Source organism: Bradyrhizobium sp. Unk1, from assembly GCF_059512345.1.
Map to the genome: position 1 here is coordinate 1 of NZ_JCAMOP010000007.1, position 13761 is coordinate 13761.

Below are 13761 nucleotides of genomic sequence, written 5' to 3' on the forward strand. Positions count from 1 at the left end.
GGGCAAGGCGGCCGTGGAGGCGCGACCCTAACGGATTACGCCGGGTTCTGGTTTCAAATGGGTCGGGGCGGACGTGCTACTACGGGACGCCCGCCACTAGAGCCGCAGGTTGCCTTCGGCAAGGCCGGCGGCGGTGGCCGTCGAAGCCACGAGTGAGCGCAGAGCTTTTCGAGCGCGCGGCACCTGCGAAGCTGACGCAGCGAGCCGAGCGCCTCGTTTAAGGAGTGCCCCTCGTTTAGGAACGACCGGCCGATTGCCGAGTTTTCCCGAGGCCCCCACGAGGGCGACCCGTCGTGACTGGCCTCACAGCGCACTGTCCGGCAACAGCGCGCTGTGAGGCCGTTTTGCCAGTCACCCGAGCGTGCACTCGCATTCGCCCGATGCCAAGGTGAACAATCCGAACAACAATCCCGATTGCGACAGTGACAAGTGCCGCTACTCCGCAGGTGAGGTCAGGATTTACCCCGGCACCCATCCTCCGCTGACCCTGTGCGCAACCTGCTGGGCTCATGAGAGCGCGCGACGGCGATTTAAGACCGGCCTGCCGGTGCTGAAATGGGCACAGGGAAAACCTGTCAGCGCTCTGCCCTCATATACGGACTGAACTCAGGCGCCGTCTGCGGAGCGGCATTCAAGGAGAGTGTTGCGCCACCACGCGGGTGCGCGGGTCTCGATGGCGAATTTCCAAAGACGCTCCAGAATACGCTCAACACCATCGAAACGGCGGCGAGGATCAAAAGGTCACGGATCATGATGCCCCTCCCTTTTGCTGGTTTAATGGGGCAACAAACCCAACGTTCCTAGACGAGCCGCTCGCCGCTTCGCGGCGTGGCCTGCGAGCCACACGTCCGACCAAACCGAGACGATCTGTCGGGATTCGAACAGACGCGTCAGCGCCATGTATTCAGCCTACAGCCATTGGAATGGACGGCGGGTCGGCCCAGTGGTCTCCTGCAGAGCCACCGGGTTTTTCCGGTCTGCGAGGGCGAGTAGCCGAGGGCGGTGTGTGGCTGAGGGCAAATGGGTTTGGATAGTAATCTTCATTTTAAAATCGCTGTCATCGCCCTTGGCGCGTTTACGACCGTCTTGGCGATCAAGCTGATATTTCTTCCTGAGGCGTTGAGGTTCCCGGCCGTCATTATTTGCACGGTAGGGTGCAGGCGCGCCGATGCTCTCGGTGCGCTGACGCAAAGGGTTTTGCGTTTCAATTCGTTGGTTAGGGCTCGTCTTTGATGTGGGGTGATCCGCTGCCCCGGCGCAGCGCGTCCAGAGCATTGCGAGCGTGGCGCACAGCCGCCTGGTTACCGGCTTTCTCGATGTGCTCTATGGCCCATATCAGATATTGCATGGCAGCCTGGGTAGAAGGATCAGTCATTGATGGTATCAAGTCAACGGTTCGGGGCTGGCGTTCTTACATCGCGCCGTCAGTTCATCTCCCTAGACGAGAGTCCGATGTAGCAATTGCGCTGAGTTGCCATTCGTTCCTGGCACTGTAGTTCATGCTGCTCGGAATTGCCTACGCGACGCGGCTGCATATTGCGCATTATGGATTTGCGAAAACCGCATTTGTCGATGCATCTTCCCGGGCTGTATAAGTCCGGAGCTTCTTCTCCCTATTCGAAGAGGCTATCATGGACGCATTGCATACGTGGCTTTCGCAACAGCACCACGGGTTGCAAACCTTCCGCGAATTCCAGCAAAGACTCTACGAAGCTTGCAAGGATGAGCCTGGCCACCAGGGTCTGTGTCGGCTGCTGAACACCGTCGTCGACAACTATGTCGATACGTTCGACGAAGAGCCGTTACCGGTCGCGGTCGCCGACCATGCCTATCAGCGTCTGCTCGATCTGGTGGCTGACATCGATTTCGCTGCAAGCGCCGAGCAGCGCCTCGCTACGATCAACCGCGTGGCAGCCAGCGATTTGCGGCACTAAAGCACGACAGCGCTATCGCCGACGGGGAGGCCGGCTTTCGCGCCATGTCAGGTCGTCTCCAGCCGCTCGATCGGCTGAGCGTCTGGCTGGCCAGCCTCGAACGACTGCTCGATTCTCTTTTCCAGCTCGGCGCTGATCGATCTGCCGTTGGCGGACGCGGCAGCGACGAGCTTCTCATAGACGGTGGGCGATAACCGGGTAGCGACGCTTGGTTTCATGATTGCGGATGATGCCTTGTGTTGTTTTGTGCAGCAAGCCCGCTCGCGTCCCAAAACTCAGGCATCCTGACGACCAAGATGACAGGGTGCGGTCATTACTCTCGCCCGGCGGCAGTGACCCTCGACGAACGAAGCCAACGCTGCATTTCTGTGATCGCTTCCGATTCGAGCGCCTGCCACAGCAATTCGCCGCGCTTCTTGCCCGGTCGCAGCCGCTCCGCTGCGGCAAACAATGCCACACTTTCCGCCAACGTGACTTCTTCGAGTGAACTATTGGACAATGGCTTCCATGGCCTCGGCTGGCGCCAGCCTCCTGGGCCGCGGCGGGAATAGGCGAACCCATAAGCCCATTGTATTGGATGAGAAGAGCGAGCAAGCCAAGTTGTGATAATGACGGAAAGATTTCGCGCAGCAGTTCAATCCGCTTTCCATGAATGGATGGACCGGCGTCGATGCTCGCTCCCGTAAAATTGCCGCCCGGGCGAGCCAGACTTTCAGCAATCCCCGGTCGAACGGGGTCGCCAGTTATCGTCACGATCGGGATACGCGATGTCAGTTTCTTGAAGATGAGCGCGCCAGGAGCACCGAGGAGAATGACGTCCGGGTTGCTGCTAACGATCCGTCGCCAAGGCTTCAAGGCCGGAGGTGTTTTGCTCTCGGCCAAACTAGCGCGCTGGACCGAGGACCGTAACGACGATCTCTGGAGGGTGACCAGCAAGAAGCGGCTCCCCCTCCGGACCAAGCCAACGCGGCCGGGATCGAGCTGAAGATCGCCAAGATGAAGGACATTCAGCGCATCATTGGCGAGCCGCCAGAGGCGCCAGTATGGTCGTGAACGCAGTATTCGTCATTTGCGAACGACGTGTTCGCCAATCGGACATGGGCATTTGTCGGGATGCTGTCCATACCATCGAGCGAGGCGCCAGTTGATCGACCATCGCCGCGACGCCACGCGCCGTGCGCAGGTGGGTCAGCGGCGAGTTGGCCGTGCCGCGCCACATCGCGTTGCTTGTCAACCTGATGCTCGACACCGGCACCAAGCCCGAGGAGTTGCAGCCATTAGCGACCAGACTTACCACGTCATCATGGCAGTGCTCTTTGTCCTCGTGAGCGGCGGCTATTTCTTGGAAGCAATGCGCCAGCTCGACCTCGATGCGTACGGCGCGAACGACTTCCGCTATGCGCAGGTTGTCGCTGAAAAGCTCATAGGCTGGGCCCTCATCACGGCGTTATTCGCGTGGCTGTGGCTCTGAACCAGACGCCCGCTGAAAATGCCAAAGGCGCGAGGGCGACCTCGGCCCGTTTTCAATCCTCCATGGCTGGATGGTGTAGGTGTGTGCCGGGCGCTGGAGACCCTTTTGGGACCAAGCGGTGATCATTGAAATTCTGGCCCAGATCATTTTACATCTGACATCGTACTGTTGGGCGTTGTTGTGGTCGAGACTGCGCAGAGAACGCAAGCCACCGCGCCTTGAATGGCAAGTTGTCGAAGGAAGCTGCGTTGGTCAGGGTGCAGGAACCTCTCAAAGAGAGCAATCAAACATGAGCCAACCAAGGTTCACCTACGATCACACAGCCCTTAAAGTTACCGCTCTCGACGCGGCCAACGAGCTGCTCAACCATGTTGGCTGGGGCGCCGACGATGAGAGCGAACGTTGCGCGATCATCGGTGTGTGTAGATCGCATATCACGGAGGCCATCGACAGGATGGCAATGACACGCGCCGACGCCTTCGCCCTCATCGACAAAGTCGCCGAACAGATGAAATCGGATTGAGATGAATTGAACGAAATGGCCGAAAGCTGATGACCGATGCATCAGACACTGATGATGTCGCGCGCTACAATCACGAGCGCAACGCCATCCTGCTGTCCGGCGATCTCGCGCGCTTCAAGCAATGGGCAACCGGCAAGGGTATCGTTTTTCGCGATGAGCTGCAGGCCGAGAACACCATGCACAAGTGCATCACCGCTGTGCAGTCGCTGCCGATGGAGCTGCGGCGCAAGTCGAAGCGGTGGCTGGAGGAGCGGGGATTAGAAGCGCTGGATAATGGCGATGTCTAGGGCGTGTCCTCATAAGGAGGAGACGTCAGCTTTTTGGGTCTAAGCAGAAATTCGTTGCTCAATCAGAGTGTTGCCGGTTTTGACCCGGAACGGACATTATGAATGTTTTGAAAGTAGTTGCGCCCCAAGAGTTTCACCAACTCGGCGGGTTGCAGATATCAGCCCTGGCAATCGGTCTGACGCAACTGTCTTCGTTCCATTAAATGGAACCAATGGGCATTCTTCGAAGGTGCGCGAAACATTTTCGCATCCCTCTAACTTAAGTGGATTGTGGGGCCTAACCGAAAGGTCGCGATATGGAACCGACCAGTCGAATATCGGACCACATCGACCATAGGACTGCCCGGTCGGTCTGTGACGAGGTGTGTGACAGATTGCAACAGAACTTATCTCTTGAAGCCACGCCTCTGCCGCCCTACCTCGAACGTCTAGTCGATGAATTGCGCAAACAGGAGCGTCATCCAATTGATGGCGTCGCAGCGCCCGCTAACCGTTTCCTTCATGCGACGCGGCGGGTAGTCGCGGCCGTCTGAGCGCGTAAAGAAGAAGCCGTCGCGGCGCTTAACCCGGCGACGGCTTTTCCGCTAATCTTGTCGCTGAGGCATTCCAGGCTTGGCCGCGCCTGACGCGATCAGGACGTGCTCGTTCAGTGAACGGTCAAGCCGTCGGCGAAGCCGCGGCTCGCCCTTAGAGGACTGCTTCGCAGGGTCTAGCTGACGTGAATTGCTCGCGTTGCGCTTTTCACAGTTTGACCCATACGCGACATTTGCCTTGGCGGCAGCCCACTATATCGCAATTTTCAAATCAAGAAGTGGCCGCGGTGTTTCGCCCACACGATCAGTAAAGATGTCGTCGCCATGCGCCGGGGGTAACGCCGGTCAGCTTTGCGAAGAAGCGGGTGAAATGAGACTGGTCGTTAAAGCCGCAGGACAGCGCCACATCCGAAAGCGGGAGTGTTCGATCGCGTAATAAGCTTTTGGCTTGATCCACACGGCGTTTCAACAGTCACTTATGCGGCGAAAGGCGCGCCCGAGACGTTGCACTGTCCTTCGCTGGCACCGGGGGCTTTGAGCAGTCGCGACGTGAGCGCAAGAAGATTGAGATGCGGTTCGCACGCCTGAAGCGCATCCTGAGGCTTGGTCGATTGCGATTGCGTGGTCCGCGAGGCGCACAAGATGAGTTTGTCCTCGCCGCCGTCGCTCAGAACCTGCGACGACTCGTGGCCCTGGCCGCACGCCGCCACCTGCCAGGGCTCTGCGCATCGCGTAGCGTCAGAGTTGAGTAACGAGCGGCAGGGCACGGCGCGTCAAAGCCGTGGCCCGTAAACAACAGGCGCCAGTCGCATCGGTAGCGGCCAACTTTTGCTACGAAATCGGCCCAAGAGGCGACATCGCAGGAATTGGTGAGGTTCAGAAGCCGCAATCCCTATACTGTTTTCCGGCGAGACGAGACAGCGACCCCACTTCAACGAAGTCAACGTCCAGACATTGGTTTCCTCGACGGTATTCGCCAAGGCCGTTGCATTGAAGGTACTCAAAGGTTTATTCGCCAGCGCTTTTCGCGCGGAGAGTAGGTCGCAAAGCCATGCTGGGCGCGGGCCGGTCCTTTGCAAACTCCAGTGATGTATTGTCGGACCTCAGCGGGCAAAATCGTCTATATGACGAGGATCCCAAGGATCCTCCTTATTTGCGGCACTGCCTTTGGAAACAGCGGGCAGTTCACTGCAAATCAGAAGACAAAGAGCCAGCAATAAGGTCCGGACTGTCATTCGACACTCCCTCAAGTGCGTGCCTCTTACAAGCACTAGGACCAGGGTCAGCACGCGGCCCTACTTTCTTATGACAGGCAATCGATGCTCGGCGTCCATAGTTGCCGGGCAGAGCGGCAACTCAGAACGTTCGGCGATGCCGGCGCCTTCAACTGGCCCGGGCGAAATTCACCGGCGCGATGTAGGTGTCCTGCGCGCCCGGCTTGGCCGCAGGGAATGCCGGGAAGGGACTCGCGCGTCGAAGAATCTCGATCGCCTCGCGATCGAGGACATCGTTGCCCGACGACTTCGTTACAGTGCTGCCGATCACATCGCCTGTGCGGTTCAGCACAAATCTCACGATGACCGTGCCTGATTTGCCGCGCGCGGCCGACGGGTAGCGCTTGAACTTTTGCAGATGGCCGAACACCAGTGCGTTGTAGGCGTTTGAGCCTGCTTCGGTGAACTGTCCGATATGTTCGCTCTTTGGCGGCGCGCGGGTTTCCGGCGCGGGCGGTTGCGGCACCGGCTTCGGTTCGTCCACCTGCTTCTCGACCTTTGGCAGCGTGACTTCCGCCTCTTGTGCCGGCGGCGGCTGCACCACCGGCTCTTCCTGCTTCTCCTCGACCTTGGGCGGTTCCGGTGGCGCGGCCTCGGCCTGCTGCATGGTTGGCCCAACGGCGATGTCCTGGTCTTGAATCTCGGGCGAACTGCTTTCGACCGGCGCCAGTGTCACTGCGATGGCGGGCAGGATGTTCGGTTCGACCGGTCTGCGGGCATGCCACAACGCAACCGCGGCCACGATCGCAGCGTGCGCCATCAAGATCGTCACGCCGGCAAATGTCCAGCGGGAAAGTCCGCGCCGTTCTGGCAGATGCAGTTCAAACGCGTTCATGGCTTGGCTGTCGGCGTTTCCAGACCGACCAAAGCGAGCTTGAGATATCCGGCATCGCGCAGGCTGTTCATCACCTCCATGAGCGCGCCATAGCTGAGGGTCTTGTCTCCGCGGACGAAAATCGTTTCGTCCCTATGATTGTTGGTCGCGGAATCGAGCGCGGCCGAAAGCTCCCCACGTGGCACCAAGGTCTCGCCAACCGCAATGGTCTCGTCCGGCTTAATGGTCACGAAGACGGGCTTGTCGGGCCGCGGCTGCTCCGGCGCGGTACTGGCGGGCAGGTTGACTCCGATGTCGACAGTGGCAAGCGGTGCCGCCACCATAAAGATGATCAAGAGCACGAGGATGACGTCGATGAACGGCGTGACGTTGATCTCGTGCTGGATTTCGAGATCGTCGCTGCCCGAACGTTGTCCAAGACGTATGGCCATGCTGTCACTCCGCGGCCCGTGGCAGCATTACCGCGCTGCCGTGCTGTCCGCGGCTGATCATCAACAGGAGCTGCGCCGAGGCGTCGTCCAATAGGCTGCGGTAGCCGCCGACGACCCGAACCAAGTGGTTGTAGATCACGACCGCGGGGATTGCGGCGACCAGTCCCATGGCGGTTGCGAGCAGCGCTTCGGCGATACCCGGCGCCACCACCGCGAGATTGGTGGTGTGGGATTCGGAAATGCCGATGAAGGAGTTCATGATGCCCCAGACCGTGCCGAACAGGCCGACGAACGGTGCCGTCGCCCCGATCGTGGCGAGCAGGCCGGTGCCGCGCGAGATCTGCCGTGTCATCGCCGCCTGCACGCGCTCCAGCCGCAAGGCGACTCGCTCTTTGAACGCCTCGTCGACGATGCCGTCGGACAGCTCGGCCTCGCGCGCGGTGGTGAGGATGAGCTGGGCGACGGCGTCCCTGTCGTTACGGCATGCGCGGACCGCCTCCGCGAGGCTGCCGCCGCTTTCCAACAGCCTGGTGCGGCGGCGGGCCTGCCGCCGCGCGCCCGCCAGCTCAATCGTTTTGGCAAGCCACACCGTCCAGGTCACGAACGATGCAAACGCAAGCCCGATCATCACCGCCTTCACGATGATGTCGGCGTTGAGGAACATGCCCCATGGCGAGAGATTGCGGGGGAGCAGCGGATTTGATGTGTCAGCCAGCGCAGCCGTCGACATCGCGAGCGGTGCAAGACTCACGATGGTCAGCGTGACGATGCGGGCGAAATTTCCAGACTTCGCCCGTGATTTGCGATCAGGCATATGGTTCTCTTTTTCGTTGTCCTCGTGGATCACCCCCGGCTCCCGCTCATATCTTCTGTGAGATGCCGACGAAGAAACCGCGCCGCGGACCGAATTGCGGAGCGAACACGCCGATGCCGGATCCGTCCCTGATTTCGTAGATCTTGTCGAAGAGGTTCACGACGTCGAACCGCACTGTGGTCGGCTTGTTCGGCGCGACGAGATAGAAGTCTTGCGATACGCCGACATTGACCTGGGTGTAGGACGGCACGTGGTCGGTATTGGCGAAGCCGGAACGAAGTCCGCTGCCGTAGATCATGGAAGCGGTAAACTTCGTGTCGTACCATTGATAGGATGCGCCGGCCGACGCCGTCACCCATTGACTGTGGTCGGTGTAGATGTAGTGGGTCGCGATGTAGGCCAGTTCGTCCGGATCGAACAGGAACTGGTTCGAGACGACATTCTTGCCGATCTGGCGCGCCCAAGCCACGTTGCCGTAGAGCTTAAGATTGCCATTGGTATAGCTTGCCTTGAATTCGAGGCCGATATTGTTTGCCTTGGCATAGTTGAAGCCATTGAGCACATAGGCTTGGCCGAACTGCCCGTCATCGAGCAGATCTCGCGCCAGCTTCACGTAGCCGTCGAGGCCGACTTCGAGGCCGGGAATCGGCCAGATCTTCTGAACCACGCCTGCATCGAAAATATGGGCTCGTTCCGGTAGCACCGGATTGTTCTGCGTAACTGCCGGCGCAGCCACCGTGCCCTGAAACAGCGCAATGTTGGTCGGAGCTGCAATCACCTGCTGCGGCGGCGTGAAGGTCCGCGCGTACCCGGCATGGACGGTAGTGCCGTCCTGAGGCACCCAGGTCAGGCTGATGCGCGGGCTGAACTGATTGGCGTCGACGTATTGCCACATCTGGTCGAAGCGCAAGCCGGCATTGAGGGTCAGGTTGTTGGTGATCTTCCATTCGTCCTGCACATAGGCGCCGAACAGCCAGCCGAGCTTGCTGGAGGAATCGTAGATGGTGACGGGCGGAAGCGGTGCGCCCGTGGTGGGGTCGAACGCCTGACCACCGCTCACCGGATCACTTGGGAACGTCGCGTTGATGCCTGTGACCAGGGACCGCTCGGCGCTCGTGGTGAACCCAAACCGCAGCGTGTGCGCGTCGGCGATCCGCCAGGCCGTGTCTTCCTGGATGCCATTGACGTAGCTCTGACGATACACGCTCGATGAAATGCCGTTGATGAGCAGGTCACCGGTCGGGTCGGGCCAGAAGTGGAGCTGGCTGTAGCGGTTGAAATAGGAAAGCTGGTAGTCGATGCCTTCGGCCGAGTGCTGGTAGGCCACGACGTTGAACTGATTGAGTTCGGACTGCCGCTCGTTGAGAAACGCGGAATCGAATCTGGTTATGTTCCCCAACTGGAAGTTGGACGGCTGCCCGGGATTATTTGGAATCTGGTACAGCGCGTTGGAGACGCCGCCGATATAGGTAATGCGGCTGTTGGGGTCGATCACCGTCGAGACGTAGGCAAAGCCCTTTTCCTGTTGCGTGCGGTCGTGAATGGCCTCATTTGCGGGCGTCGGGTTCTCGATGCCGAGATTATTGTAGAGATAGCGACCCGACACGTAATACTGCGTTTGTCCAACCGTGCCACCGTATTCGGCGAACGGCGTGATGGTCTGGTGGCTGCCGCCATAGACGCTGACCTTGCCGGAATTATCGAATGCGTCCGCCTTGGTTGTAATATCCAGCACGCCGGCCGTGCGCAGGCCATATTGCGCCGGCAGCGCACCCGTCAGCAGCGCCATATTGCCGACGATACCCGTGTCGAGGATTTGCCCGAAACCGCCGACGCCATCGGGCAGCATGATGCCGTTGATGCGGTACTGAAGATTGGCATGCTCGTTGCGCACATGGAGTTCGCCGCTCGCCGCCGAATCCTGGTGGACGCCCGGGAACTGCAACAGCGCCTTATCCAGCGTAGTGTTGTTGCCCTGCGGCAAGGACTCGATGGCCTGACGGCTCATCTCATACGAGCCGGCCCCTACCGGCGGGAAGATGTTTTGGCGGGCCGCGTCGAACCTCTGGTTCTGCTGGGCGACGACCTGCGCTTGGGTCGCCGCCTCGCGCGGTACCTGGGTCTGTGTCGGCGACGCGGACGGCTGGCGGCGCACCACCTGGCGCGGTAGTGGCGTTCGTGGCCGCCGCTCGGCGGGTGCGACCACGCGCGTTTCGGGCAGGACATTGCCGCCCTGCGCTTGGGGCGGAGGCGACGGGGTCTGTTCCGTGGCGGGAGGGCTCTGCTGCGGTAATGGCTGGGTCGGAGCCGGCGTTTCGGGCGCGGAAGGGGAGGATGGTTGCGGCGTCTGCGAGGCGGTACCGGCTTGCGCGAGCACGGGGACATCTGGCGCTGCGACCAGCGCAAGCGTCGACGCAGTTAGGAGAAGGCTGCGCGGGATGCGCAAAGGGGCGAAGTACATGAGATTCCTGACTGAGCTGATGCAAGCTGCGGGGCAAAACGACGCAAGCCCTGAGCGATGGAACCTCGGCCGATGGCGACGACAGTTTTAGTGCAGCGCTACGCGACCGAGGCAGCGGCGTCAGGAAATCGGGGGGCCGCGGGATTGAAAGGCCGAGCGGTGCGGCCGAGGGATTGCATACTCGTGCTCGACCGCACGATCGACCGACACCTCGGCGACCGTGACGAGTAGCGCAGGCGGTGTCGCCGCCAGCGCGTTCCCCATCGCCGCGTTGGCGATGCAGATCGGACAGAGATAGTCCATCCCGTCGGCAGGATGTTTTGGCGTCCGATCGTGATCGTCCAGCGTGCTTGGCGCGGCGAGGGCAACCTGGCTTAGACCTGAGCCCGTACCGCCAAAGGCATGAACGTGACCAAAGGACAACGCAAAGTTAATGGCGAGCGCAATCAGCGCCGCCCACGAACCCTGTCTGATATTGTCCTTGAACCAGCCCATTCGAAACCGAACCATCACCATTCTGGATGGGCGCTCGTCTGAGCATCTTATCTGACCTGTCGGCTCGGTCAATCTGCGCGGGGAGACGAAGCCTACTCACTGAAGCTTGCGGCCTGTAATCAGCGTGGCCGGCGTCGGCGAGCAAAGCCCGCAATGAAGCGGAGACCGATCGTCGTGTGGGATGTCCAGCTCGGTTTTCCACCTCCGCCGCTCGTGCAGTTGCGACGCCGCCACGTGCGTCGAGACACGTGCCGTCCAGAAATCGAGCGAAAGATGCGAAAAGCGGGCAGACCGGCAGTTCCGAATAGGACCGCTTTGGGTCAAAAACACGAAGAACTCAACGTGAGCAAATCTGGTCTGCGATTCCTCCGTAAGCGACTTCGTGGAGGGGCGCTGCCACGTCGCCGACGGGCTACAAGCGGACATCTGCGGAAGTCGGGGTTACATGCTCAGGGCCATTGGCAGAAACACCGTCGCTCAATGACAAATCATAGGCATACCGGAATAGATCCACAGTGCGCCCGTTGCGATCCCACAGAGCCATCCTATGAACGACCAGGGTCCTGCTTGCCACGACCAGTGCGCAAACCGTGGCCGCCTTAGTGGCGAACGACTCTCGGTTGGGAAATCATCCGAACAGGACGTCATTGAAAGTGCGCCGACGCTTTACGGATGCCAGCGAACGAATAGCAAGCGCCAACCACGTAGATGGCTATACTGAGCCCTTGCGCCGCAAGCCACACATTCTTTCCGGTCGGAATCGCATGATAATAAAAGTTAGGCCAGAAATAGTTGCAAATTACGTAGCCTGCGGCTGCTGATACGAGCGTGCATATCAGACCGAACGCACAAAGCGTAGGCGCAATCCGCTCGTGGCTCGAAATATCCAGTGGCGCACCCTGCCGATGGATTGCCTGATAACAAAAGCCGATGGCAACCATGCCAAGGCCGCCTGCCTTGAGGGTCAGTTCTGCCAGGACCGCCGGACAGCCCCACCAGAGCGTGATGTTTCTCAGAAAATCCGGACCCACGTCTCCGGCTATAGCGCCAACCATGTAGTGCGCGATGGGAATAAAGCCTGTCAGAAATCCAGTAATAAACAGCCCCAGACCCCAACGGATAAACTTCCAACTAAGTTCCGTTGGCGTAACGGCAGCACTGCCGTCCATTGCAATAGCTGCGTTGCTCATCTAGATCCTCCGGCGTGTGACGCCCTTGAAGGCACTTGGCGCGCTTGCATGTTAGCATGGCGCGCTAGTTCTCAAGCTCCGACCTTCTTGGCGGCAGGCACCGACCATGAGCCGTTGATGATCGACGGGTCTGTTTCTTGCGGCCAATACATGCGTAGCATGAGGATAAAATCTCCCTCGGGCGCGGGAAGCCAGTTTGATTCCTTGTCCTTGCCCGGGGAGTCCTTCTGGATATAGAGATCGGTGGAGCCGTCCGCGTTTTCCTTCAGCTCCTCGCGAGCGCTGACCGAGTAGCGGTTGATCGGATTCTTCACAAAGAAGTAGCCGCTATCGTACATCGTCAGCGACCAGAATCCCTCCACAGGAGGCAGATCGCCCTTGGCAAATCGCATGACGTATTTGTTCGCACCATTGTACTTGCGGCCGTCCGCATCTTTCTCCGAAGTCGGATAGACTGCATCCTGCGGTCGATTGCAGCCAAGTCCGATTGCGGTAATTAGGGCCCGCATCAGATAGTCGGTGCCATAGATTCCGCCTTTCGTTGTGAAAGCGAAGCCATTTTCGTCCTTGATGGCTTTGTTGATTTTGAATTGAATCATAATCCTGTCGACTGACAGTTCAGGCAGCCGCTTGAGGAAGTCCGCTTTCAGCTTGCTTTCGTCGAAATCCTGCCCAGGAACGATGCCGATGCGGGCAAACTTGGCAAGTTGGGGCTTGTCTGCTGCATAGGGCGGATTGCTCTTCATGAGATCGCACAGCAGCTTGAAATAAGTCACTGCGTCCATGCGATTGACCTGTTCGCGGACTGCTGTCTTCATGTCGATGGACGGATCGACCTTTCCCGGAGGTGGCGTGTATGCCTTGCCGTAGGCACTGAGCGGAACAAGCTTGCATTCGTCCTGCAACTTGTGGACGGCGGCATAATCCTCCGGCGTGCCGGTGCAATAGATGCGGCCGAGCAACCACACAATGTTGGTCTGCGATTTATACTCTTTCACGCCGGCCGGCAGCGTGCCTTTCCACCCGGGTCCGGTAATCGCATAAGTCTGAGCGCCGGTGCCGGTAGTCCGCTTTCCCGGCACCTGAAACACCGTCGTCCAACCGTCCAGCATCGGCATCAGGAAATAGCGCCCCTTCATATCCGGGATGCTTAGAACCCACGGCTCCTTGCCGACGTCGAAGAAGGAAGTCGTGTAGAGCGTGTCCGCGTTAGGCGCGGTGACGTCCCGGAACGAAGCGTCGGGATACTGGCGCAACTTTATGATTTGACCCATTGGCCCCCGCGTCCCCACGGGCTCGGCAACGTTGGTAATGACCCGGCGCGTCATCTCCATGGTCACCAAGGGATAGCCGAAGATGTAAGCGTCGCTCGCGAGCCAGAACTCCTCCAGGCCCTCTCCCACGCCAAGGAAAGCATCTTGGCCGAGTGCGGATCGACTAGCAGCTCCTGCGAGCAGGCCCATTCCTCCAAATGCGAGGGATCGGCGGGTGATATCCATGGTATTTCCCTTTC

General features: G+C 59.6%; 14 protein-coding genes and 2 pseudogenes. 5 read left to right on the forward strand and 11 right to left on the reverse strand.

Annotated features, from left to right (window positions below; all coding sequences use genetic code 11):
• Positions 1–1631: 1631 nt before the first annotated feature.
• Positions 1632–1934 carry a hypothetical protein gene (locus AC5ZFO_RS10620; protein ID WP_496122049.1) on the forward strand — a complete coding sequence of 101 codons (303 nt, stop codon included), beginning with the start codon at positions 1632–1634 and terminating at the stop codon, positions 1932–1934.
• A 47-nt stretch (positions 1935–1981) separates the two neighbouring features.
• Here AC5ZFO_RS10620 and AC5ZFO_RS10625 read toward each other — a convergent pair whose 3' ends face one another.
• The 3 genes and pseudogenes from AC5ZFO_RS10625 to AC5ZFO_RS10635 form a co-directional block, all read right to left on the reverse strand.
• The gene (locus AC5ZFO_RS10625) at positions 1982–2152 is read right to left on the reverse strand and encodes an Arc family DNA-binding protein (protein ID WP_496122050.1); all 171 of its coding nucleotides are present in this window, start codon (positions 2150–2152) and stop codon (positions 1982–1984) included.
• A gap of 95 nt (positions 2153–2247) precedes the next feature.
• A complete protein-coding gene (locus AC5ZFO_RS10630; RefSeq protein ID WP_496122095.1) occupies positions 2248–2403 on the reverse strand; it encodes a hypothetical protein in 156 nt (51 codons plus the stop codon).
• A 131-nt stretch (positions 2404–2534) separates the two neighbouring features.
• Positions 2535–2894 (reverse strand): annotated as a pseudogene (locus AC5ZFO_RS10635) (ABC transporter substrate binding protein); the annotation flags it as partial.
• 184 nt (positions 2895–3078) lie between these two features.
• Between AC5ZFO_RS10635 and AC5ZFO_RS10640 the strand changes: the two are divergent.
• The 3 genes from AC5ZFO_RS10640 (at position 3079) to AC5ZFO_RS10650 (ending at position 4215) form a co-directional block, all read left to right on the forward strand.
• Positions 3079–3405: a hypothetical protein gene (locus AC5ZFO_RS10640; RefSeq protein ID WP_496122051.1), complete on the forward strand. Its 327-nt coding sequence runs from the start codon at positions 3079–3081 to the stop codon at positions 3403–3405.
• 118 nt (positions 3406–3523) lie between these two features.
• The gene (locus AC5ZFO_RS10645; protein ID WP_496122052.1) at positions 3524–3928 is read left to right on the forward strand and encodes a hypothetical protein; all 405 of its coding nucleotides are present in this window, start codon (positions 3524–3526) and stop codon (positions 3926–3928) included.
• 29 nt (positions 3929–3957) lie between these two features.
• A complete protein-coding gene (locus AC5ZFO_RS10650; RefSeq protein ID WP_496122053.1) occupies positions 3958–4215 on the forward strand; it encodes a hypothetical protein in 258 nt (85 codons plus the stop codon).
• Between the two features lie 837 nt (positions 4216–5052).
• Here AC5ZFO_RS10650 and AC5ZFO_RS10655 read toward each other — a convergent pair.
• Positions 5053–5205, reverse strand: coding sequence for a helix-turn-helix transcriptional regulator (locus AC5ZFO_RS10655; RefSeq protein WP_496122092.1), 153 nt, complete (start codon positions 5203–5205; stop codon positions 5053–5055).
• 37 nt (positions 5206–5242) lie between these two features.
• Between AC5ZFO_RS10655 and AC5ZFO_RS10660 the strand changes: the two are divergent.
• A pseudogene (locus tag AC5ZFO_RS10660) lies at positions 5243–5500 on the forward strand (transposase); the annotation flags it as partial.
• 631 nt (positions 5501–6131) lie between these two features.
• Here the strand turns inward: AC5ZFO_RS10660 and AC5ZFO_RS10665 are convergent.
• From AC5ZFO_RS10665 to AC5ZFO_RS10695, 7 genes are all read right to left on the reverse strand, one after another.
• Positions 6132–6857 (reverse strand): energy transducer TonB, encoded by a 726-nt coding sequence (locus tag AC5ZFO_RS10665; RefSeq protein ID WP_496122054.1) that lies wholly within the window; start codon positions 6855–6857, stop codon positions 6132–6134.
• The gene (gene exbD, locus AC5ZFO_RS10670; protein WP_074122279.1) at positions 6854–7288 is read right to left on the reverse strand and encodes a TonB system transport protein ExbD; all 435 of its coding nucleotides are present in this window, start codon (positions 7286–7288) and stop codon (positions 6854–6856) included. Before exbD ends, AC5ZFO_RS10665 begins: the two co-directional genes overlap by 4 nt.
• 4 nt (positions 7289–7292) lie before the next feature.
• Entirely contained in the window at positions 7293–8102 is an 810-nt protein-coding gene (gene exbB, locus AC5ZFO_RS10675; RefSeq protein WP_496122055.1) for a tonB-system energizer ExbB, read from the reverse strand.
• A 46-nt stretch (positions 8103–8148) separates the two neighbouring features.
• Positions 8149–10563: a TonB-dependent receptor gene (locus AC5ZFO_RS10680; RefSeq protein WP_496122056.1), complete on the reverse strand. Its 2415-nt coding sequence runs from the start codon at positions 10561–10563 to the stop codon at positions 8149–8151.
• Between the two features lie 120 nt (positions 10564–10683).
• Entirely contained in the window at positions 10684–11058 is a 375-nt protein-coding gene (locus AC5ZFO_RS10685) for a hypothetical protein (RefSeq protein WP_496122057.1), read from the reverse strand.
• Positions 11059–11702: 644 nt separating this feature from the next.
• Positions 11703–12248 carry a hypothetical protein gene (locus tag AC5ZFO_RS10690; RefSeq protein WP_496122058.1) on the reverse strand — a complete coding sequence of 182 codons (546 nt, stop codon included), beginning with the start codon at positions 12246–12248 and terminating at the stop codon, positions 11703–11705.
• Between the two features lie 71 nt (positions 12249–12319).
• Positions 12320–13747: a DUF1254 domain-containing protein gene (locus AC5ZFO_RS10695; protein WP_496122059.1), complete on the reverse strand. Its 1428-nt coding sequence runs from the start codon at positions 13745–13747 to the stop codon at positions 12320–12322.
• Between the last annotated feature and the right edge of the window lie 14 nt (positions 13748–13761).